This is a genomic window from Sphingobacterium siyangense, from assembly GCF_007830445.1.
Lineage (GTDB): Bacteria > Bacteroidota > Bacteroidia > Sphingobacteriales > Sphingobacteriaceae > Sphingobacterium > Sphingobacterium siyangense.
The window spans coordinates 15,599-38,584 of the sequence record NZ_VLKR01000012.1; the positions used below are offsets into that span (position 1 = coordinate 15,599).

Consider the following 22,986-nt stretch of genomic DNA (forward strand, 5'->3'; position numbering starts at 1 on the left):
TGATTAGAAAATAATCTTTGTGATAACAATCAATAGTTATCTTCAGCTTCTTTTTCTTTGTCAATGATAGAAGAGCGCATCCGGTAGACATTCATTTCACCTAGATGGGTGTAACTTTTTCCACCGTTTTTAAGGATCATTAGCCGGAAAAATTTGGACTTATAGTTTTTATCAAAAGCCAAACTTTGCTCTTCAGCAACATTTGATGTGGGAAGATTATCTTTTGATGTAAAAACTCTGGTCCACTGCTTGCCGTCTGAACTTATTTCTATTCCCCATTGTTTCGGACGCCCGGCTTCATCGCTATTGTTTTGTCTGAAGAAGTATTTTATGGCGCCAATCTCTTCTTCCTGAGGGAAATTGAGTTGGATCCAATGCGGAAGCGGGGCTGTATTTGCTGACCATGCTGTATGCCAATATGTATTTTTATCGCCGTCAAATAAATTCTTTTTCGGACCCTCGCTGCTTTCCTGTGTATAGGTTTCTACCATATTATCGGTCACCTGTATTTTAGTTAATTCGTTCGGGAAATAGGTCACTTCCGAAGGCCTGACGATTGGCCTAACACTATTGCTGCTTATGATATCTCCGCCAATGCTTGTTTTCTTGTCTTGATTGAACAATTGGACGTTGAAGACATATTCATATTTATTGATCAGCCCATCTATACGCATCGTGTCGGCAAAAGAACTTATATTGATTTTATAGATTTTATCGGGATCTTTTGATCCCGCTTTTTTATATGTAATCTGTCCATAAAGATAATTGTTGTCTGAAGGAAGTTTCCATTTCAGGAGAGTCCCGCCAATACGTGGTTCTGCTTCAACCGAAACCAGTTGTGGTGGTTTGGTCATTTTTATTTCTTCTTTTTTACACGCTATTGCTAAAAAGAGTAGAGCGAATATTCCGATATTGTATTTCATCTTGTGCAATTCATTAAATTAATTAATAACCGGGATTTTGTACCAATTCCTCGTTTTTATTGATCTCTTCCTGTGGTATAGGCATTAAATAATTACGCTGACTAAAACTACGTGGAAAAACGACCGTTGTTATTTTGAAAAACTCTGTATCGGTAGCTCCTTGTATATTCATTCCTTTCGCCTGTTGGTTGAGGTATTGATCGGCGATCATCCAACGTCTTAAATCCCAGAAGCGATGGCCTTCCAAGTAAAGTTCAATGGTACGTTCTTGTCTGACGATGGAACGTAGTGTTGCCTGATTATTTGCGCCGCCAATTGGAGCCCATGCGACATCAATTGTTGGAATGCCCGCACGGACCCGAACGCGGTCAATATATTGTTTGGCAGTATTCAGATCCTGACCATATTCGATTAGCGCTTCCGCGTAGTTCAGGTACAGTTCTGCTAGACGTATCACCGGCCATGGATAATTGACGGAGACCTGCAGTCTGCTTTGGTTCAATTCAGGTGCAATACCTTTTTTGTTGAGATATCCTGTTGGAGAGTAGTTATTAGACCGTCCTTGGATACCGCAATTGTCATTTTTCCTAAACTGAACAAGGATTTGATTGGCACTCCCCCTAACCACTTCATAGTAGCTGTTGTGATAGGCAATCCAGGCATTAAAGCGCGGTTCTCTGTTTAGATTTAACGATAATGTATTACCATTTGGCGTATTTGTTACGCCGTATCGTCCATTATAGTCGTAATTGGGATCTTTGTCAATCGGTAAACCATTTTTACTATAAAAGGATTCTATCAGGGTGAGGGTCGGGGATACCCCATTATAGGACTCACCTTGTGCGCCACTGAGAAATGGAGTAGATTTATTTTGAAAATCGTAAAGACCTTCCCGACGTGTTTCCGCCCAAATCACTTCTTTTGTATTGGCTTTGTCAATAAAAGTAAGGCGTAAGTCCTTTTCAATAGGATTGGCTGGTAGTGCTGTATTGTAGGTACTGTTTTTATACAGCGAAGCTCCACTTTGTTCAGCTGCATCAATGGCTTCTTTAGCCGCTAGAGCTGCACGGCGCCATTTTTCTTTGTCGAAGGTTGTACTGATCAACGCTGTGCCATCCAAGTTTTTGAAATCGGCATAGAAGCTCTGTTTATCACCTCCACCACCGTTAAAGAGCGGTGAGGCTGCATAAAGCAATACTCTAGCCTTTAGCGCCTTGGCAATAACCGAGGAAGCACGACCCCATTCATCCGCGGCTCGAAGAGCAGGTAACTGTCCAGCTGTCTCATCCAGCTTTTTGATAATAAAATCAATACAGGCATCATAAGTCGACCGTTTCGGATACGCTGAAGAAGGTGCGTTGACATCAAACTCTTGGTCTGCAATAACAACTGGACCGTACATGCGGACTAATAGGAAATGATAAAAGCCGATCAGGAAGTTGGCTTCAGCTTTATATTGTGCCGCCTCCTGTGGATCTATCCCGGGAACCTTATCTACATTGCGAATTAAGATATAGCATTGTCGTATTCCTTTGTAAAGGTTATCCCAGTAGGAAATGACAGGACTTGACGCTGTATATTGTCCACGGGGAAATCGAGCAAAGGTTTCATGTTCAAAAGCAGTTGTTACTTCGTCGGAAGTCATCAAATCAATGGAAGAGGTGCCTACCCGAGAATTTGGAATCCACGCATAGCAGGAATACAAATAACCTTTGGCTGAATTTGGATCACGAAAGGCGTCTGCTTCCGAAGGACGTTCATCAGGGACGATATCCAAGAATTTACTGCAGGAAGTGGTAGTCAAAAAAGTCGCGCATGCGAATAATGCAAGGTAGCCTATATATTTTCTTTTCATCTGATAAATCATTTTAAAATTCTATTGATAGTTTTAATCTTGAAGTTGTTTTAATTGAAACGAAGTTGGACTCCGAGATTGAATACTTGCTGTGTCGGATATCCCAAACCATTGCCTCCACCTTGTTCAGGATCCCAAAGTTTGAACTTAGAGAAGGTCAATAGATTATAACCACTTAGAAAAATGCGTGCAAATTTGTGCGAATATCCAATCTCAGCACTTCTGAGTTTTAGGAATGCCCCATTTCTCAGCCAATAAGAAGAAGCTTCAGTATTGTTGAGATTGTCCAATTTGCTCAGTCGTGGATAGGCAGCAAATATGTTAGGATTTTCAGGACTCCAGCGGTCCTCGGCAATAAACTGCAATACATTGCGTACACCTTGATTTCCAAATGGATGGAAACCACTGATCATAAAAGAAGTTCTATCAACTCCCTGTAGGAGGAAAGAAAAATCAAATTTTTTGTAATTGATGGAAGTACTCAAACCATAGACAATTTCAGGTGTTGTTGGATAACCCATTCGAACTCTATCATCGCTATTGATGAGATTTAGACCATCAATATCATTGGTTAGATCTTTATATTTGATGTCTCCCGGAGCGACAAAACCCCCTAGCTGTTGTAATGGACTGTTATCTATTTCGGCCTGATCAATAAATAAGCGTTCAGCAAGATAGCCTAGGTTTGTGCCAATAGAATACCCAATTTGCGAGAGGTTGCGGTATTTGGTAAAGGCTGGCTCATTATTTTTCAGTACGGTGTTATGTGCATATGTAAAGGTTCCACGCATAGATATTCCCCAATCTTTTTCACTTTTGTTCCATTCTAGGGAGAAATCAAATCCCCTATTTCTTACCTCACCAACGTTGCCATACACTTTCGTTCCTGCAGTACCAAATACGTTAGGGATTGTTGCCGAACGATCAACGAAAATATTGGTTCTATCTTCCTGGTATAGGTCGAAAACAATATTGAACTTATTGTTAAGAATACCGAGGTCCACACCAATGTTTTTCTTCTCTGCAACTTCCCAAGAGATCATTGGGTTTGCAAATTGTAAGTAAGTAGGTCCTGTATAAGTCGTATTCTGATCGATACCTGTTGTAAACGATGCTCCATCCAATTTGAGGTCCGAAAGATAAGGAAAACGTCCTCCGCCAATCTGATCATTACCAACCTTACCCCAGCTCCCTCTAATTTTTAAATTACTGACAGCAGGAAATAAATCTGTGAAGAACTTTTCGTTACTGAGTACATAGCCCAAACCAACGGAAGGGAAGAAGCCAAAGCGACTTCCAGTGGCAAAGTTTTCGGAACCATTGTAGCCAAAGTTGACTTCGGCAAGATATTTATTGGCGAAACCATATGTTGCACGTCCCGTAATGCCCTGGCGTCTACGCGGTAGCGAACTGATTAGATCAGCCGGATTATTGACATTGAAATCGGTGGTATTGTAAAGAAATAAACCCGATACGGTGTGATTACCAAATGTTCTATTGTATTCGATGGAGGGCTGGAAATAGATTTCGCGATCACCGCTAGTGCCCGTTTCGGTTCCCAGGGAAAGATTTTGTGGCTGCCCCACCATGACTAGATCGTAGGTATATCCACCTGCAGGATCGGGTGCATAGCTGTTAATCATGTATTGATTGTAGCCACTGGTTCTTTTTGTTGTTGTGTTGCTCCAGTTTTTAAAGGAAACCAAGGCTTTAAATTCTAGCCCTTTTGTAATGAAATCAAGTTTTTGAGCTCCATCAATTGTAGTCAATAAGGTACTTTGGAAACCATTTTGATAGCCATTGACCATGCGGGCAAAGGGATTGATAAAACCATTGTTGACTGTACCACCAGCTTTTCCTCCGTATTGAACGTCTCTTCTGTCAATACCGGTAAATGGAAACATAATAGGGAAGTCCACTGGATTGGCATTCATGATGTCGCCAAATACGCTTGGAGCATCTACACCGGCACCGTAGTAATCACGAAGTTGTGCATTGAGCTTTAAAGCTATTTTGGTGGTTGAAGTAAGGTTAACATTGATATTGTTCTGAAAGCTATACCGTTTGACAGAGACATTGTTGTCAAAAGAGTTGAGGTCAAATTTACGCAATAAACCGTTGCTAATGTTACCGGTTGCACTGAGGAAATAGCCTATTTTGCTGCCACCACCTTGTACATTTAGATTGAGCTCGTTGTTGATGGTACGGGACTTAAACATTTCATTATACCAGTCAACATTAGGATATACATAGGGATCCAAGCCTAATCTTGTGCCGTTTATTTTATCTTGGGAATATAAAATTTCACCAGTACCGCGACCTGTAACCGCTTCATTGAACATCTCCATATAACTTACACCATCAACAAATTTTGGTATGGAAGTAGGTCTTGAGATCTGTGATTGTGCACGTGCTGAAATACGCGGTTTATTGAGGTCTTTACCTGTTTTTGTGGTGATAATTAGGACGCCGTTTGCTCCCCTAGTACCAAATACGGCAGTGGCAGTAGCATCTTTAAGGACTGAGAAGCTTTCGATAACTTCTGGTGCCAATGCGTCCAGGTCGCCTTTGGAGATTGCTACACCATCCAATAAGATCAGGGGATTGGTGGCTCCGCTAAATGTCGATACACCACGAATGAAAAAGCTAGCCCCATCTGCACCGGGTTCGCCCGAACGTTGTACTGCGATTACACCCGAAAGTCTTCCTCCCAATGCATTGGACAGATTGGCCGTTGGGATACGTAAGGTTTCTGGTTTTACTGATTCCAATGCTCCCACGACACTGGTTTTTTTCTGTGTTCCGTAACCGACAACAACAACTTCACTTAAGCTCTGATCGGGACTTAGCTGCACATCAATGCGACGTTTGTCGGCAATGGCAATTTCCTGATTGGCGTAGCCGACATAGGAAAATATTAGTGTCGAATTTGCGGGAACCACAAGAATGTATCTTCCATTGCCATCTGTTGTTGTACCGATTGACGGGCTGTCTTTAACCTTGACACTAACACCATAAAGATTGTTTCCATCATTTTTCACTGTACCTACAATCTCAACCTTATTGTTTTTTTGAACGGTGGGGGCGAGGGGTGTTTTTTTTTCTCTATCCGAAATCACAATGATGCCATTGTCAATTGTAAAGACCAAAGGCTGATGTTCCAATAATTTTTCAAGGGCCTGTTTTAGTGGCTTATTCTGGATATCTATGTTTTGAATAGGCCTTACTTTGTCGAGTTGGCTTGTCTTAATGATAAAATCGACGTTAGTCTGTTTTCTGATTTCTTGAAATGCTTCGGACAATGTAATCTGCTTGTGTTTAAGGGTAACATTTTGAGCAGAGGAGACATGTGTTAAAAAGATAAATGCTGTTAAGAGGACCGCAACTTTTGTAGATCTGTTGCATAATGATCCGATGTATCGCATAGCTTTAATAAAAAAGACAATGCAATACTTACTACATAAATAATAATGCATATATTTATAAATTGGTTAACTGGTTTGATGTTGAAATGAATTCTTGTTTTCCAAGTAAAAAATTAGTCGAGAGTGCTGGCAGGCATTTTCGGCTATTTTTTTGGAAGAAATGTTTAAGCTGGACTGGTTTCTTTCATAATCAGTGGTTATTAATGTGTGTTATAGTTTATTGCGATATGTACAGTTTATTGTTTCGTATGTTATACTTGATGGAACCGGAAAGCTGAAGTGCTCTTAATACATCGTTTAATCGTTTTTTTCTAGAAATTTGAGCGACATAGGTTTCCTGTGAAATGGGACCTTCAAAAATTACTTCAATGTTATACCAGCGCGAAATTTTACGCATGATTTCCTTTAAGTTGTTATTGGAAAAGTTGAAATCACCATTTTTCCAATCTAATACTTGATCCAGGTTTATTGATCTTACTGCGATATTTTGATCCGTTAACGTAGATTGTTGTCCTGGTTTTAGTAAGGTTGTATTGTTTTTGCAACTCACTCTTACAGACCCTTCTGCAAGGGATGTCTGTGTGGAAGATTCATCATCGTAGGCATTGATATTGAATTTAGTCCCTAAGACTTCGACCTTTTGAAGCGAAGTTTCGACAATAAATGGTTTTTGTTTATTTTTTGACACTTCAAAGTAGGCTTCACCCGTCAGTTCTACACGGCGTTCAGAGGTTGAAAATGCACTTGGATATTTAAGGCTGGAATTGGAATTTAGCCAAACTTTTGTGCCATCAGAAAGGGTTATCTGGAATTGCCCGCCCTTTGGTACATTCAAAAGATTCATAGCGATGCGTACATCGGTATTTCCCTCAATTTTATAATTAATTCCGCCTTTTTCTGTTTTTTCAATTGTTGTGCCGAGCTCTTCCGTTAATTTTCCATTCGCAACATCCTCCAGTACGATCGTTTTACCAGAAGAAAGCACAAGTGTTGCTTTATCGCGACCAGGTTCGATAATGGTTGCTGTATGATCATTATATGTGCTGCGGTTAAGAAATAAATAAGAGATAGAGATAATCAGTATGATGGCAGCTGCAACGCCTGTAGTTTTATACCATGTAGGACTTTTGAAATTTTGTGGTTCCGTGTCAAGATCAATTTTACCAAAAACACGGTCTAAAATCATCTTGTCTATAAGTTCTTCCTTATCCCGAGATTCAAGTTGGTTCTCGATCATCTGTTCAAGCGCCTCCTTGTTATTCGTATCCTGAAAATATTGAAATAGCTCCGCCGTCTCTTCTCTTGAAGCGTGGTTATTGAGATATCTTTCAAATAATAGTTTTATATGTTTTGAATCTTTCACTGAGTAGCTATTTATATATAATACGGAAAATTAGAGCCTGTCCTCTGCTCTGATTTTAAAAAAAAGTAAAAAAAATTAAAAGTGTTTAAAAAGGGCTGTTTGAATACCTATGGGAGTGACCTGTTTGTCGATAGAAACAGCGAGTGTCTTATTTTTGATTTAATACGGCACTGATAAGAGCAATTAACAGGGACGGTGTAATTTCCTTGCTCAAACAGAAGCTCTGAATCTGTTTTGTAGCCTTCACGATATGGTCACTGATCGTAGAAGTGGAGATACCTAAGGAACTACTGACCTCCTCATAGGTTTTCCCCTCTATTTTGCATAAGGTATAAATGAGTTTGCGTTTTGGAGATAAGTTTTCAATGGCTTGATTGACAATTTTTTTAGACTCTTTGTACGCATATTCCTCCTCAATGTGGGAATAGTCTGATGTTGAAATGGAAATAATCAACTCTTTTAGATTTCGATTTTTGATCTCTTTATGAAAGAAATCATACACGAGGTGTTTAGCAATAGTGAAGAGATAAGACTGAAAGGACTTGTCGGGGTCTATTTCACCGCGCCTCTCCCATAATTTCTGAAATACATCCTGAAGGATTTCTTCTGCACAGGCAGGTATTTTGACTAGGTTAAGTATATGACGGTAAAGTCTAGGGCTATAGCGATAGTAGAGCACCTCAAATGCCTTATGATTGCTTGACTTAAGAGCGAGCAGTAAGGCCAACTCATCATTTTTACATGCCTCCATAATTTAAACTTGTATTTAAAACCAAATTCCTCCTGATCAGAATTTAATAATTGGGTATCATACCGTATAGTAGCAGTATTATCTTAATGATAGCAGATGAATACAACAAGTATATTAGAAGTATATTGTTGGTATACTACTGGTACTCTTCTACAATGTTACCGATTTGTTATTTGGTTTTTATACAATTTTTTTACGCAAACGATTGCTTTAAAAATAAACTACAGTAGAATTTATCGTTTTTTAAACCCGAATCCAATCCTTAATTATATTTTGGAAAATACTGATGTTTGTTTTTAACTTGATTTTAGATTATATCACTATCTATAAGAAGAGTTGGTACATTAAATTTTGAATGATCTAAACAACATTCTGGTTTATAGGTGAGTAATTGTGAGGGGGAGACATATCGCAATAAGAGGAATTGTATTCCTCTTATTGTATTCCGAAGAATTCTGCTATCTATTTTTTATTTACAGATTTTACTTCTACTTCGGGTTTCATTTTAAGGACGATCTTTGCGGGCGTTTCCTCCTTAACTTGAATATCTTTTTGATCTTGATTTGAACTGACAGTCGCATTCGCAGAAAGATTGATACGTTTTGGTTGACGCGGTTGAATATTCTCGACCTTGACTTCCTCAATTTTAGGTGCTACTTGCACTTCTTCGACTATCGGTGAAACTCTTTTTGATGGAGTAGACTCTTTTTGAGGCTCCGCAAATTTGATTCGCTCAACATGTACCTCATCGATTATTTTTGGGGAATTTTGAGGTGGAGCAGGTCTTTTCCGAGGTTCCGGGGAACGTACATTACCTTCTTGTTGGGAAGAAGACCTGCGCTGGGATATCATTGGCGGAACCATTTCTTTTGTCGGTGATTTAGGAGATCTTCCACTAGTTTTAGGAGCGGCTGGTTGCTTTGATGCAGCGGGCCTTATTGCGGTGTTGGTAGCCGCTGCTTTTTTTGTCGTGGTCGGCGTTGTTTTCTGTGCTTCCACATGTGTTGAAAACAATGTAGATATCGCTACTGTCAGTAATAAAGTAAGCCCGGGCATTAGCAAGAGTTTACTTCGGGTTGTTCTTTTTTGTAACATAATTAATCGTTTTTTTGTTGTTAAGAAATTAAAATTACTGGCCGGTAATGTGTTTATATCAGGGGTGGACATGCTCCACTCGATAATCAAATGTTGGTATCTTAACTTTTCATGAATCTTGACTACGGCATTATCTGCAAGGTATTCATGAGTTTGTCGGATCGATTTCTGAATGAGATAAATGAAGGGATTGAACCACAAAAATATACCCAAAATCTGTATGAAAAGTACATCCATCGAATGGCGTTGATTGGCATGGGCCCGTTCGTGAGTTATAATTGACTGATCAATACCGCCCTGTTGATAGGCATCTTTGGGAACATAAATTTTTTGAAAAAAGGAAAAGGGTGTTTTTAAACCATGTATACAATAAATGGACTGTTCATGGGTTGGTGTGGCACTTCGGATATAATATAGGAATTTGCGGTATAACCATACTTGTCTCAGAAGTAATGCAATGGTGACAATTACATACATCAGCAGAGCGACATCGTACCAATCGACGTGATAATTATTGAAGAGCGCTGAATCTGTTGCGGGCTGTTTAATGATCGGCCCCGCAGGGGTAACATCACTGTTTCTGTCGTTCAGTAAGTTGAAAACATCAAATGGGACAGCGATCTGTAACAATGGAATGATGACAGATAGGGGGATAATCCCGAGTAAATAACAACGGTTGAATAGCAGTAGTTTTTGGTTGCGTAGTATTGACCAATAAATAAGATAGAGTAAACCCGAACAGGCTATCAGTTTTCCAATATATAGCATCATGTCTCTTTGTTTTTAATTTCGGAATCAATTATATTTTTCAGTTCCTCCAATTGCTCTTTGCTCAGCTGAGATTGTTTAGTGAAAAAAGAAGCAAATTTTAATGCTGAATTGTCGAAGTAGCTTTCTACGATATCATTTACATGTGCTAAATAATAGCTGTCTTTATCAATTAGTGGATAATACTCTCTCGAATTTCCATAAAGCACATAAGATATCGCTCCCTTTTCAGTCATTCTCTTCAATAATGTAGCAACAGTTGTTGGCGCCGGTTTAGGTTCAGAATACGCTTCCATAAGATCTTTCATAAAAGCTTTTTTCATGTCCCAGATGTAGCCCATCAATTGTTCTTCCGTAGCTGATAATTTATTCATACTACAAATACAGAATGTATTCTACATTGTGTAGAATTAAAGTATGTTAAATAATTTATTATTTTTTTATTTTGTTGATTTATAAGTGTTTATTTTTTTTTTTTTTGAGGATGGAGATAATTTTCACCGTAAAATTAGTTGCTGTTCCCAGATATAACCGATAAGCTTATACAAATAATAGGGGAGCTGAATATGTCCGTATATTGTTTTAACTAAGGGATCTGTCGTTGGATATTGAAGTACTTCGGTCCCAGGTTTAGATGATTAGACAAGGACTAAGTGGTATAAATAAAACAAAATGGAATGTATCGCTATTATATATGATGTTGGGTGCGTAGTGAGATACCGTTTAGAAAAACTTTGGATAAATAATGGCAAAACTTTTTTTAGTCCGGCATGGACAGTCGCAATGGAATTTAGAAAATCGCTTTACGGGATGGCAAGATGTTGATATTACTGAATTGGGACAACAGGAAGCTCGGGAGGCGGGACTGGCTCTGGCAAACGAACCAATTGATATAGCATATACCTCGACACTTATAAGAGCGCAGCATACGTTAAAGATTATTTTGCATGAAATGGGCGATCCTCACATCCCCATTGTTATAGACGCTGCTTTGAATGAACGAGGTTATGGAAAGCTTGAGGGCTTGAATAAGGCCGAAACAGCCGAAAAATATGGTGCTGAACAGGTGCATATCTGGCGCAGATCTTTTGATGTGCCTCCGCCTGGAGGTGAGAGCCTTAAAGATACATACGAACGTGTTATTCCATATTATGAACGTTTTATAGCACCCAAACTGAAAGAAGGTAAAAATGTACTCATTGTTGCGCACGGCAATAGCCTAAGGGCGCTGATTATGTTTTTGGAACATCTTTCTCCGGAACAGATATTGGAACGGGAGATTGCTACCGGGCAACCGATCAAGTATCAAATTGAAGAATAAACGCTCAATTTTTACAAATTGATAGTTGAACTGTAGAGACTGATAATTTATCGTATTTCTATAGATTCTCCGGGTTTAGCATTTTAAAGATTTACTTGTTTTTGTTAGTTGTATCTAACAATTGTTTTCTTAACAAAGAGAAATAACAGTAGATTTCATTTCAAAAAATAACATTTTGATCTCATTCTCTCCTAGTTTAGGCGATAAGGCGTACAAGTAGTGTTGCGGTGACTTTGCTGCTTAGGACTTCTATTGGCCTGTCTTTGTATTCCACTGTGATGCTAGCATCGAACGGTTCTATTGATTTGATTGTTAAAGTCGTACCGAGCTCGAGATTTTTCGCTGTCAAATATTGTAAAAGCTCCTTAGAAGATGGCTGAACCGCCATTAATGTAACTATATCACCTACTTTACAACTATTTAGAAACACATAGTTTTCCAAAGGCATAACCCCATTAGAATCGGGAATTGGCGACCCGTGGGGATCTACCGTCGGATAACCCAATAACTCATCCATTTTACTGAAAAATTCGGGCGAATGTATATGCTCAATCTGTTCAGCAATCTGATGGACTTCATCCCAGGCAAACCCCATTTTCTCAACCAGATACATTTCAGTAAGTCGATGTTTCCGGATAATAAGGGCGGCTTCTTTCTTTCCTTCTTCAGTTAGCCGCAATGGTTTATAGCTTTCATAATGAACGAAACCTTTGTCGGCTAGTTTTTTCATCATACTATTTACTGTGGGCATCTTGATGTCGAGCCTTTTACTTATTTCATTGACATTCGCATCACCCTTTAGGTAAGTGAGGTTATACAATGCTTTTAAGTAATTCTCTTCGGTCTGTGAAATCATAAGACAAATTTATTAAATATTAGCCGTGTCTAATAATTATGTTATAATTATTTTGTTAGTCTAATCTAACTTGTTAGATTTGCTTATCTAAATTTATAAATATAAAAAAGCAAAACATGATGAAAGTGTACAGTGCTCATTTGACAATTGCCATGGTGCTTACAGGATTTATTTCCTTTGGACAGACAGGTAAGATTAATGGTAAGGTTTACGATAAGAATGGTATGCCGTTAGGAGCAGCATCCGTTGTTATTCCAAAATTACAGATAGGTGCCAAATCGAACAACTCAGGAAGATATATCGTTGAAAGTATCCCCCATGGTACCTGGGAAGTGGAAGTAAAACACATTGGATTTAAGGAATTCCGTGATTCAGTAAAAGTCGGTCCAGGGGTATTGACCAAAGATATTCAGTTAGATTGGGCTGAACTTTTACTGGATGAAATTGTGGTAACGGGTACCAAAACATTTAAACGCAAAACAGAGAGTTCTGTAATGGTAAATATTTTGGATAGCAAGACTTTGGACAATCTACAAGTGTGTAATCTTTCGGAGGGTTTGAAGTTTCAACCCGGATTGCGCGTAGAAACAGACTGTCAGACCTGTAACTATACGCAATTGCGGATGAATGGACTTCAGGGTGGTTATTCACAGATTCTGATTAACGGTCGGCCAATTTTCAGTCCGTTGATGGGACTCTATGGTATGGAGCAACTACCGGTCAATATGATTGAAAAAATTGAAGTTGTTCGCGGAGGGGGCTCCTCATTGTATGGTTCAAGCGCAATTGGCGGAACGGTGAATGTGATTACAAAGCTCCCACGGGCAAACAGCTATGAAATCAATTCTTTCTATCAGCGTATAGGTGGGGGGACAAATGATTTTAACCTCGGGGGTAACGCAACATTGGTCAACGAGAAAGGGAATGCCGGAACTTCATTCTTCTTTAACAAGCGGGATCGTGGTTTCTACGATGCAAATGGTGATAATTTTTCTGAAATGCCCAAAATTGAAAATACCTCTGTAGGAATTAATTCATTCTATCAGTTTTCAGATAATCAAAAATTAGAAGTCTCCTTAAGCAACCTGAATGAATATCGGTTCGGTGGTGAAATGACCGATAAACCTGCGTATTTAACACAGCAGTCAGAAGAGCGACATCATAAAATTTGGATGGGAAGCACGGATTATCAGATTAACTTCAATCAAGATAAATCGGCATTCATCGTCTATACAGCTTTTCAAAATACCAATAGAAAACATTATACCGGCGTATTTCCAGATGATCCTGAGGCGATTGAAAACCATCTCAAGCATCCACCTTATGGGGATTCTAAAACAACAACACTTCAGGGAGGTTTTCAATTGAATCATGAGATCCGCAATTTCTTTAATGGTCGTAATGTATTGACCATTGGGTCGGAGTACGTTTCTGATAAAGTTTATGACGAAATTCCGAGTTATAATTATCTCGTGGATCAGCATACCAAAGATTGGGGAAGCTTCTTTCAAAGTGATTGGGATTTGGCGGCTAAGTTTAATGTATTGTCGGGTGTTCGGGTTGACAAACATAATTTATTGCATAAAGTTGTTGTCAGTCCGCGAATAGCACTCCTTTATAAATATGCCCCTACAACACAATTTCGATTAAGCTATGGAACCGGCTTTAGAGCGCCACAGGCATTTGACGCCGACCTGCATATTGCGTTTGCTGGTGGCGGCGTATCGCGTGTACAGTTATCCCCTGATTTAAGGGAGGAGCGTTCAAAAAGCCTGAGTGGTTCGATAAACTACGACAAAGCAACTGAAACGTGGATAGCAGGCTTCACCTTGGAAGGATTTTATACGCACCTGAATAATGCATTTGTACTTGAGGAAATCGGTGCAGATAATTTTGGGAAGATTTTTGAAAAGCGAAATGGAAACAACGCAACTGTAGCCGGAGGAACATTGGAATTACGTGCAAATTATGCTAAGAAGATTCAGTTGGAAACTGGATTGACAGTGCAGCAAAGCAAGTATGATAGTCCGGTGTCGTATTTGGAAGGAGTAGCTCCAATTCGATCATTTTTGCGGACACCCAACGAATATGGTTTTGCCAACCTCAATATTACAGCAAGTAAACCCTGGACAGTCAATTTAAACTATGTTTACACGGGAAATATGCGTATTGCCCATGTCGGGGGAGCAGATAATTTTCCTGACGATCAAATGGTACGGACAGGAGCCTTTTCGGAGCTCAATAGTAAAGTAGCTTATGCATTTAACTTACCGAAATACAAAAATATCATTGAGCTTTATGCAGGGGTAAAAAATATTTTTAACGCGTATCAAACTGATTTTGATACCGGGAAAAATCGCGATAGCAATTACATTTATGGGCCCAACATGCCAAGGACATACTTTGTCGGTGTAAAGATAAAAACACCTTAATGGTGAAAACAAAAAATCCTGCACACCGATGATGAGCAGGATTTTTGTTATTTGTATTCGCGTTATGCTATTTCAAAACGAATTTAAATCCTAAAGAAAAACGCGATGGCTCGAAATTAGAACCATGAGAAAGATTCCACCAAGGTTTCCAGTCGAAATGCATGGCCAATGGTGCAGAAGGTATTTTGAACTCTAGACCCAAAGCTGGACGGATCGCAAAATCAGTATGTGTTTTTCCATCTTTCCAATGGTAGTCGTCATACCAGTCGTCGTGCCATTTACCATAATCAATAAATGATACTTGTGGACCAACACCAATGTACCATGAAAGACCTCGAGATCCAGGAATACGTTTGTTGTATGAATAATCTACGCCGATAACAGTAATATTGTCTCCAAATAATACTTGTGCATTTCCAGCGTCATTTCCACCAAAATTGTGTTTTATCTGTGGACCGAATAATGTTTGACCATCGCCGACGTCTATTCCAAGACCAATGGCTGTCCGATAGGGAGTTTGTGCGTTTGCTTGCTGATGAGCAACAAATAGTAGCGTAAAAAGTGTTAGAAAAGGTAGAATTACTTTTTTCATGATAATTTAAAAAAATATAAGTTGTGTGCTTCCGATTAGAAAGCTTTCGCTGTTCAAACAAATAGTTTGCCAAAGATTTTTTTAATATTTTGATAAACAATAAATGATATGTAACTACCTCTTTTTTAGTTGATTTTTTTATGGATAATCTAAAAAAAAAATCAACCATATATATTAAAGTATTGTTCTTATAATAGAGAGCTGCTTTTTTAAGGTTTAATAGTGCTCAGGCTATTTTTTATTGATGGCTATTATAATTTTAATCGGTGAGGTGTTATTAAATGTTATAAAAAGCAGCATTTAAAATACTACAAAATACAGCAGATGGAGAAACTACAAATTAATACGGAAAGGATCGAAGAATGGATTGCAGCGGGATATGATGTTCTTCAAGATGGAAAATTAATAAAAGTCGAAGGTGATCTGCAGGAATTTCTAAAACAGTTTGCTGATGATACAGCAGATGGAGGACCAAAAACATATCTGTTGAAGGAGCTGCTTACCTGGCCAGAGGAAGATTTAAAAAAAGTAGAAATGGGTTATGGAACAGATGAAAATAGCTGAAGATAAAATTGTACCATTGGATTTTGATTCAGAAGAATTACCTTTTGAAATTCGTGAGCTACGTCCCGTTGTATTTAGAGAAGAAACGTCGTATTGGTGTTTACTGGGGCCCGATCCGCATCAAGGCGTTTTCGGAAACGGTGAAACGGCTTTAGATGCTTTAGCCGACTGGCTAGAAAATTTACAGGTACGTTTAAAAACTGGGGACGAAAATGATGAAGTAGCGAATTATGCTCGGGAAAGTCTTCGGGCATCGAATCGTGATGTCTGGTAATATTCCGTAGTTATATTAAAAGTCTCCCCATACAGATTAATTACGATTGTTAATCGTCAGTCGTTTGACCCGCAACAGGAGTTCTTCTGGGCTAAACGGTTTCACCATAAAATCTGAAGCGCCAAGGTCAAAAGCTTCAATGACGACTTCCTCTTGTCCCATGTTGGAAAGTACAATAACCGGGATTTTTTTCTCGAGCTTTTTTATGGAAGAAAGGACTTCTATCCCCGAAGCAAATGGCATCATAATGTCAGTAATGATTAGATCCGGATCGATTGTACTAATCTTTTCAATTGCATCTTTTCCATTGTTGGTAGTGATAACCTCGTGACCTGCCTTGATCAGTTTGTATTGAACTGTCCGTAATATCAATTCATTATCTTCTGCAATTAAGATGACCATCTTGTTTTTATTATTAATATACTATTATGGAGGCCACAGCAAGTTTAGATGCTATTCCATATCTAACGATAGGTACAGAAATATTTTAACAATATGTTTAGTTTCTAGCTTCTATTTGTGTTATACATGATCTGAAAACATAGGTAGCAAAGAAGGACTTCAATCGCAAGAAGCTGTCTTGGCATTACTGGAAAAATGATCGTAAAATTGCTTTTGGCTAATATGAAATTCAAAGTCCCCAAATGAATTTCTGCGCAAATATATCATTGTAATAGAAATATGCAATAAAAGAAAAGTATTAGAAGGTAAATTTTATGCTAATATGTTGCTGATAAGTCATGTAGCCTTTCTTTTTTACAAAAAGTAAAAGCTGTAAATAAAAGATTGTAACATGATGTTACATGTGAAGGAGATGATCGTCGACAGATGATTTAACTCCTGGATACAAGAATTATTCATTATATTTAGGTAACCTAGTTCATTCGATATGTCATATAATATTCCCGATAATCTGAAGGGTCTTTCCACAACCGAGGTTAATGCCTCTCGCGCTAAATATGGTTGGAATCAATTGAGCGATAATCACAAGAGTACCTGGTTTGAACTGCTTGTGGATATTTTGAAGGAGCCTATGCTGATTCTGTTGATTATCATCTCGATGATTTATGTTTTTGTGGGGAATTACGGAGAGGCTGTATTTATGTTTGTCGCTATTGTTGCTGTTACGGCAATTTCTTTTTATCAGGATAATCGTAGCAAAAAAGCGCTGGAGGAGTTGGAAAAGCTGAACGAACCATTAAGCACCGTGATTCGAAATGGGAAGGTCAGTGAAATTCCAACACATGAGATTGTTGTGGGGGATCTCTGTATTACAGAGGAAGGTCGAATTATAAACGCTGATGGTCGTATTTTACATAGTAACGATTTTTCTGTTAATGAATCTTCGTTGACGGGGGAGAGTTTTTCCGTCTTTAAGGACAATAAATCTGAAGATAATCTGGTCTACGGCGGGACGGTTACGGTCTCAGGGCTGGCTGTGTTTGAAGTTACTAAAATCGGTAAAGAGACCCGTGTTGGAAAAATAGGTGAATCGATAAAAAATATCAAGGAAGAAATTTCACCATTGCAGGTGCAAATCCAAAAATTTGTAAAGGCAATGGCCATTGTCGGTATCCTAATTTTTTTGATCGTATGTCTATACAGTTTTATTGACAGCGGTAATTTAGTGGCAAGCTTGCTCAATGGACTTACTTTGGCCATGTCTGTATTGCCGGAAGAGATTCCTGTTGCGTTTACAACTTTTATGGCGCTTGGCGCATGGAAACTCATGCGGGAGGGGATTATAATCAAAAGAAGCAGTATTGTTGAAACTTTGGGCAGTACAACAGTGATTTGCACAGATAAGACCGGGACTATTACAGAGAATTCCATGCAATTGAAATACCTCTATAGTTATGCTACGGATTCATCTTATGATCAGGAAAGGTTTGATGAATCCGATTTAAGAGAGCTTATCGATTATGCGATGTGGAGCAGTGAGCCTGTGCCTTTTGACCCCATGGAAATTACGTTGCATAAAATATATGAAAAAACGCAAAAACAGGACCTCAGAAAGGAATATGCATTATTTCATGAATATCCATTAGATGGTAAACCGCCGATGATGACCCATCTTTTCGAAAATACAGGAAAAGATCGGATTATTGCTGCCAAAGGGGCACCGGAGGCTATACTTAGCGTATCCAAGCTGCCCGATAGTGAGAAAGATAAAATTAGGGCTATTGTTAAATCCTATGGAGAGCAGGGCTTTCGTCTATTGGGTGTGGGGAAAGCGAAATTCGAAGGCAATAATTTCCCCGCGAAGCAACAGGATTTTGAGTTCCAATTTTTAGGGTTGACCGTATTTTATGATCCCCCCAAAAAAGGTATCCAGGAAGTGTTCCAAGATATTTATGATGCCGGGATTAAAGTCAAAGTAATTACTGGCGACAATGCCGATACGACTAAAGCAATAGCGGCTCAGGCCGGAATTCGTATTTTGTCTCCACCGATCAATGGCAGTGAAATAGTCAATAGGTCCGGGGATGAAATTATGTCGATAGCGGAGCAAACAACTTTATTTACCAGAATGTTTCCGGATGCTAAATTGGCTATTGTAAATGCCCTGAAAAAGAAAGGGGAGGTTGTGGCGATGCTTGGTGATGGAGTAAACGATGGCCCAGCATTAAAAGCGGCCCATATCGGCGTTGCTATGGGCAATAAAGGTACTGAAATAGCAAAATCAGCCGCGGCGTTAATTATCACAAATGATGATCTACAAAAGTTAATCATTGGTATAGCAGCCGGAAGAAGGATTTACGCAAACATCAAGAAGGCGGTTCAATACATCATTTCTATTCATATCCCCATTATTTTGACCGTATCACTACCTTTGTTTTTAGGCTGGGTATTTCCGCAGATTTTTAGCCCTGTGCATGTGATCTTCCTCGAATTGGTCATGGGGCCCACCTGCTCGATTGTATATGAAAATGAACCTATTGAAAAGGATACGATGAAACGACCTCCTAGAGCTATGGGCGACACTTTTTTGAGTATAAATGAGCTCGGAATAAGCATTGTTCAAGGCCTGATAATCACTATAGGAATTCTATTTGTTTATCAGTTTACTGTTCAGCAGGGGGGGACTGAGGAAAAAACGAGGGCTATGGTTTTCGCCACTTTAATCTTTGCCAATGTTTTGCTGAGTTATGCTAACCGATCTTTCCACTATAGTATCCTTGAAAGTTTTAAAAACCGAAACTTGCTGCTCGTGGGTATTTCGATCGCTGTGCTTCTATTTTTAGCCGTGATATTATATGTCGCTCCGGTCGCCCAATTTTTTACTGTAGCAGCCCTGAGCGGATATGAATTGGGGATAGCGCTCTCCGTGGCTGCAGCATCCGTGTTATGGTTTGAGGTCTATAAATTGATCGGGAGAATTGTACGTGCTAAAAAAGATTGAAGGGATATATCGAGATAATCCAAGTATTAAACGAATAGAATTAGGCGCAAGTCCAGGAATCTTACTGAATAAATTTCGAAGTAATTCCTCTTTTCTTGATGTAGAAATTCAGCGCTCGCCCTGCCTCTGTAGGTCGATCTGTACTTAATATATCTGCACCGCGATCAATAAATCCGGCATAAACTTGAAAGCCTTTTTTGTCGGCCTGTCTGTCTAAGTTTCCCAGTGTACCCAATATGCACATGATTCCATGGTCATGTAGTACTTTGGTTAATGCTGGGTCTGCTTCACGTGTTCCGACGAAGGCTAACAAGCGATTGTCGGGGATATCTTTTTCATTTAGACGAGCAAGGTCATCCAGGTTATTGACCGAGGCCGAAATCATGATGTCGCTAGCCAGACTGTGCACTTTGGCCGCCTGGTTGGCACTATACGTGATGATGACTACGCTAGATTCTGCCCTTTGTTTGCGAATAGCATTGATAACGGCTTCATAAGGGACATCATTTTTAATGTCTAAGGTGAAGATTACCTTTCCTTTTCCCCAAGAAAGTGCTTCTTCGAGCGTGGGGATCCTATATGGCGTTATCTTTTTGTTATTGTCCAATAGACGAAGCTTTTTGAGCTCAGTTAAACTGCTGGCGTTCACAGGCCCTCTGCCGGTGGTTGTTCGGTTTAACGTATTGTCATGCATTAATATCAGCGCTGAGTCTTTACTGATGCGAACATCACATTCAACAAGGACTGGCTGCAAGCTCGCATTATAGGAAAATGTTTCGATTGCATTTTCGGGGTATCCAGATGCGGGGCCACCACGATGCAAACTGACCAATGGATAACGATTATCATCATAGGTCAAAAACTGATATAATTCCTCCACATTTTGGAGCTGTATACGTTTACCCACTGGCAAGCCATCCGTATTGGCTCCGTTACGAAAGCAACTGCTTACGATAAAGCAGATCAATAAAAGGAAGTAGTGGCGTATACGTATATTCATTGTCTATCTATTGTGCTGATTAATCAGATCGGCTAGTGCCTCGACACTGGTATTTAATTGGTCGATTGTCAGATGCGCCTGCGTATAATAAGGTTCTCTTTCGCTCAACTTCTCTTCGATAAATAGCCGTAGTTCCTCAGGTGATTTTCCGATTAGAATGGGCCTTTTGTGTAGTTTAGATTGAGAAAGACGGTCAAAAAGTGCTTTGGGTGACATCTGTAAATAGACGGCATATCCATTCGCCCTGATCCATTCCATGTTGTCAAAGAAACAGGGGGCACCACCACCTGTAGATATGACGGCAGCATTCTCAGAAAATTTACGCAATTGCTCGCGTTCTAATGCCCGGAATGCGTCTTCACCATGTTGACTAAAATATTCGGTAATGCTCATGCCAATTTGTTTTACGATCTCCTCATCTGTGTCGATAAAAGGGAGTTCGAGTTTAGTGGCAAGTTTCTTACCCAGGGTAGTTTTTCCACTTCCCATATAACCAATCAAAAATATAGGTTTAGGCATAGGTACTATTTGTCTTTACTTAGAAATTTATCTTCAATGGTTTTGGCATCCGGAAAGTTATTATAGTGCCATTTTCCGACGACGTTGCCTCCTTTTAGGAGCAGTACACCAGGATTTGCCCTGACCATGCTTTTTAGAGGAATGAGATCGGCATAGAATATCTCCGCAATTAATTGCATTTTATCACTCAGATATTGGGCGTCTTTGGATGCCGAAGCAGTCAATAGCACAACACGAAGCCCATTATAATCTTTTGTTAATTGGATGGCGGCCTGATTGATCTTTTGGATAGCATCAATATTGGTCGAAGAAAGATCCTTTGCAACGATAACAAGATTGTAATACGGATTAGCAATGATTTCTTGCGTATGGTCCGCTCCGTCAGCATCCGTAATCAAGAGATCAGGAATAGGAATATCATATCCCTTTTTGACCAATTTACTCTCAGGTTCACCTATAATTTCCCACGATTCATCTTCCCATAGCTTGTCAGCCATATAGACCTTGTCATTGACCTTTTTTGTTTCACCCGTCTTTTTGTTTTTCATGGTATAGATTTGCTCAAACAAATCGCCTTGTTTGCCTTCAGGGAGCACCATTAATGAAGGTAAGTTGTTGCCAACTTTGTAGGGTAAGAAATCAATAAACGGGAGGTAGTTTACGGTATAGATACCAATACCTAAAGAGATAATCGCTGTAATCACAGTAGCAACGAATTGATTGCCTGATCCTTTGATAATTGATCGTAATTGCTTTCGGTTAAAAAATATAATAAGGATCAACGCCAAGAGCACCAGATCTTTAGAAAATGATTGCCAAGGAGTAAGTGGGATGGCATCCCCAAAACAGCCACAAGAGGTCACAACCTCAAAAAATGCCGAATAGAAGGTTAGAAAAGTGAAAAATAGAATCAGTAGTAGCAGGCCCCAGGCAACGGTATTCGCATAGACCCCCAATAATAACAGTGCTCCTAACAAAATTTCAAAACCACAGATTACTACAGCGATGGCAGTAGCGTATTCATTAAAAGCTGTGAGATGAAAGACCTCAAAGTATTCCTGAAGCTTATAGCCAAACCCTGTCGGGTCATTTGCTTTAATAAAACCTGAGAATATGAAAAGAAGTCCCGTAAAAATCCGGCAAAATCCTAAAAGATAATTTGTTTTGGTACGCTGCTGTGTAGCTGTCATAATCCGATTATTGTTGTGCGATTCCTAATTTAATTAATGCAAAAACTGCGTAATTGAGCATATCCTGATAGTTGGCATGGATGCCTTCAGAGACCAGGGTTTGTCCATCGTTATCTTCAATTTGTTTGACGCGATGTATTTTCATTAAGATCAGATCTGTCATGGAAGAAACACGCATATCGCGCCATGCCTCACCGTAATCGTGGTTTTTGGCAAGCATGAGATCTCTGGTCTCGGTAACCTTTTCTGTATATTTCTGATTCACAAAGGTTGGATCCAAATTTTCTTCACCATCTTCACCCAAATCAATCTGAATCATGGCCATGACACAGTAGTTGATAATACCGATATATTCGTCAACAATTCCTTCGCCCACTTTGGAAACCTTTTTGATTTCTAGCGTGCGTATACGTTGCGCTTTAATGTAAATCTGATCCGTAATGGAAGATAGGCGCATAATCCGCCATGCCGTTCCATAATCTTTTGTTTTTTTAATAAATAAATCCTGACAATGTTTGATAACACTGTTATATTCCTGAATGGTATCCATATCGTTGATTGAAGAAACTTGATGAGACAAGTTGTGATTACACTACAAATATAATTAGAAAATAATACTTCCAACGGTCAAATGAATGTACAATTTGTGCTTTAT

At 39.2% G+C, this 22,986-nt stretch carries 19 protein-coding genes; 5 read left to right on the top strand and 14 right to left on the bottom strand.

The window, feature by feature from the left end; translation table 11 throughout:
* Positions 1-29: 29 nt before the first annotated feature.
* The 7 genes from IQ31_RS12090 to IQ31_RS12120 all read right to left on the bottom strand — a co-directional run bounded on the left by IQ31_RS12090 (position 30) and on the right by IQ31_RS12120 (position 10,554).
* A complete protein-coding gene (locus tag IQ31_RS12090) occupies positions 30-923 on the bottom strand; it encodes a discoidin domain-containing protein (RefSeq protein WP_075991200.1) in 894 nt (297 codons plus the stop codon).
* 22 nt (positions 924-945) lie between these two features.
* Positions 946-2,778 carry a RagB/SusD family nutrient uptake outer membrane protein gene (locus IQ31_RS12095; RefSeq protein WP_075991201.1) on the bottom strand — a complete coding sequence of 611 codons (1,833 nt, stop codon included), beginning with the start codon at positions 2,776-2,778 and terminating at the stop codon, positions 946-948.
* Between the two features lie 50 nt (positions 2,779-2,828).
* A complete protein-coding gene (locus IQ31_RS12100) occupies positions 2,829-6,203 on the bottom strand; it encodes a TonB-dependent receptor (RefSeq protein ID WP_145328164.1) in 3,375 nt (1,124 codons plus the stop codon).
* Between the two features lie 217 nt (positions 6,204-6,420).
* The gene (locus IQ31_RS12105) at positions 6,421-7,566 is read right to left on the bottom strand and encodes a FecR family protein (RefSeq protein ID WP_070564691.1); all 1,146 of its coding nucleotides are present in this window, start codon (positions 7,564-7,566) and stop codon (positions 6,421-6,423) included.
* 148 nt (positions 7,567-7,714) lie between these two features.
* On the bottom strand, positions 7,715-8,317 hold the full coding sequence (locus tag IQ31_RS12110; RefSeq protein WP_070564694.1) for an RNA polymerase sigma factor: 603 nt from the start codon (positions 8,315-8,317) through the stop codon (positions 7,715-7,717).
* Between the two features lie 462 nt (positions 8,318-8,779).
* Positions 8,780-10,183, bottom strand: a complete 1,404-nt coding sequence (locus tag IQ31_RS12115) for a M56 family metallopeptidase (RefSeq protein ID WP_145328165.1) — start codon at positions 10,181-10,183, stop codon at positions 8,780-8,782.
* Positions 10,180-10,554: a BlaI/MecI/CopY family transcriptional regulator gene (locus IQ31_RS12120; RefSeq protein WP_070564700.1), complete on the bottom strand. Its 375-nt coding sequence runs from the start codon at positions 10,552-10,554 to the stop codon at positions 10,180-10,182. The genes IQ31_RS12115 and IQ31_RS12120 overlap by 4 nt, the downstream gene beginning before the upstream one ends.
* A gap of 371 nt (positions 10,555-10,925) precedes the next feature.
* On the opposite strand from IQ31_RS12120, the gene IQ31_RS12125 reads away from it, so the two are divergent.
* Positions 10,926-11,501: a 2,3-bisphosphoglycerate-dependent phosphoglycerate mutase gene (locus tag IQ31_RS12125; protein WP_070564703.1), complete on the top strand. Its 576-nt coding sequence runs from the start codon at positions 10,926-10,928 to the stop codon at positions 11,499-11,501.
* A 196-nt stretch (positions 11,502-11,697) separates the two neighbouring features.
* Here IQ31_RS12125 and IQ31_RS12130 read toward each other — a convergent pair whose 3' ends face one another.
* Entirely contained in the window at positions 11,698-12,357 is a 660-nt protein-coding gene (locus IQ31_RS12130; RefSeq protein WP_075991207.1) for a metal-dependent transcriptional regulator, read from the bottom strand.
* 116 nt (positions 12,358-12,473) lie between these two features.
* On the opposite strand from IQ31_RS12130, the gene IQ31_RS12135 reads away from it, so the two are divergent.
* Positions 12,474-14,789, top strand: a complete 2,316-nt coding sequence (locus tag IQ31_RS12135; RefSeq protein WP_145328166.1) for a TonB-dependent receptor — start codon at positions 12,474-12,476, stop codon at positions 14,787-14,789.
* 67 nt (positions 14,790-14,856) lie between these two features.
* Here the strand turns inward: IQ31_RS12135 and IQ31_RS12140 are convergent, their stop codons facing one another.
* Positions 14,857-15,381 carry a hypothetical protein gene (locus IQ31_RS12140; protein WP_070564708.1) on the bottom strand — a complete coding sequence of 175 codons (525 nt, stop codon included), beginning with the start codon at positions 15,379-15,381 and terminating at the stop codon, positions 14,857-14,859.
* Between the two features lie 324 nt (positions 15,382-15,705).
* Between IQ31_RS12140 and IQ31_RS12145 the strand changes: the two genes are divergently transcribed.
* A complete protein-coding gene (locus IQ31_RS12145; RefSeq protein WP_070564711.1) occupies positions 15,706-15,945 on the top strand; it encodes a hypothetical protein in 240 nt (79 codons plus the stop codon).
* Positions 15,923-16,219: a hypothetical protein gene (locus IQ31_RS12150; protein WP_145328167.1), complete on the top strand. Its 297-nt coding sequence runs from the start codon at positions 15,923-15,925 to the stop codon at positions 16,217-16,219. Before IQ31_RS12145 ends, IQ31_RS12150 begins: the two co-directional genes overlap by 23 nt.
* A gap of 36 nt (positions 16,220-16,255) precedes the next feature.
* Here IQ31_RS12150 and IQ31_RS12155 read toward each other — a convergent pair whose 3' ends face one another.
* On the bottom strand, positions 16,256-16,621 hold the full coding sequence (locus IQ31_RS12155) for a response regulator transcription factor (RefSeq protein ID WP_145328168.1): 366 nt from the start codon (positions 16,619-16,621) through the stop codon (positions 16,256-16,258).
* A 487-nt stretch (positions 16,622-17,108) separates the two neighbouring features.
* Here IQ31_RS12155 and IQ31_RS12160 point away from each other — a divergent pair, with 487 nt between their 5' ends.
* Positions 17,109-19,622 carry a cation-translocating P-type ATPase gene (locus IQ31_RS12160; RefSeq protein ID WP_145328169.1) on the top strand — a complete coding sequence of 838 codons (2,514 nt, stop codon included), beginning with the start codon at positions 17,109-17,111 and terminating at the stop codon, positions 19,620-19,622.
* 61 nt (positions 19,623-19,683) lie between these two features.
* Here IQ31_RS12160 and IQ31_RS12165 read toward each other — a convergent pair whose 3' ends face one another.
* From IQ31_RS12165 to IQ31_RS12180, 4 genes are read right to left on the bottom strand one after another with little or no spacing between them, the layout of a single operon-like run.
* Positions 19,684-20,622, bottom strand: a complete 939-nt coding sequence (locus IQ31_RS12165) for a glycerophosphodiester phosphodiesterase family protein (protein ID WP_075991209.1) — start codon at positions 20,620-20,622, stop codon at positions 19,684-19,686.
* A gap of 3 nt (positions 20,623-20,625) precedes the next feature.
* Positions 20,626-21,141, bottom strand: coding sequence for a shikimate kinase (locus IQ31_RS12170; RefSeq protein WP_075991210.1), 516 nt, complete (start codon positions 21,139-21,141; stop codon positions 20,626-20,628).
* 5 nt (positions 21,142-21,146) lie between these two features.
* Entirely contained in the window at positions 21,147-22,331 is a 1,185-nt protein-coding gene (locus IQ31_RS12175; RefSeq protein ID WP_075991211.1) for a BT_3928 family protein, read from the bottom strand.
* A 7-nt stretch (positions 22,332-22,338) separates the two neighbouring features.
* Positions 22,339-22,881 (bottom strand): DUF1599 domain-containing protein, encoded by a 543-nt coding sequence (locus tag IQ31_RS12180; protein ID WP_088163452.1) that lies wholly within the window; start codon positions 22,879-22,881, stop codon positions 22,339-22,341.
* Between the last annotated feature and the right edge of the window lie 105 nt (positions 22,882-22,986).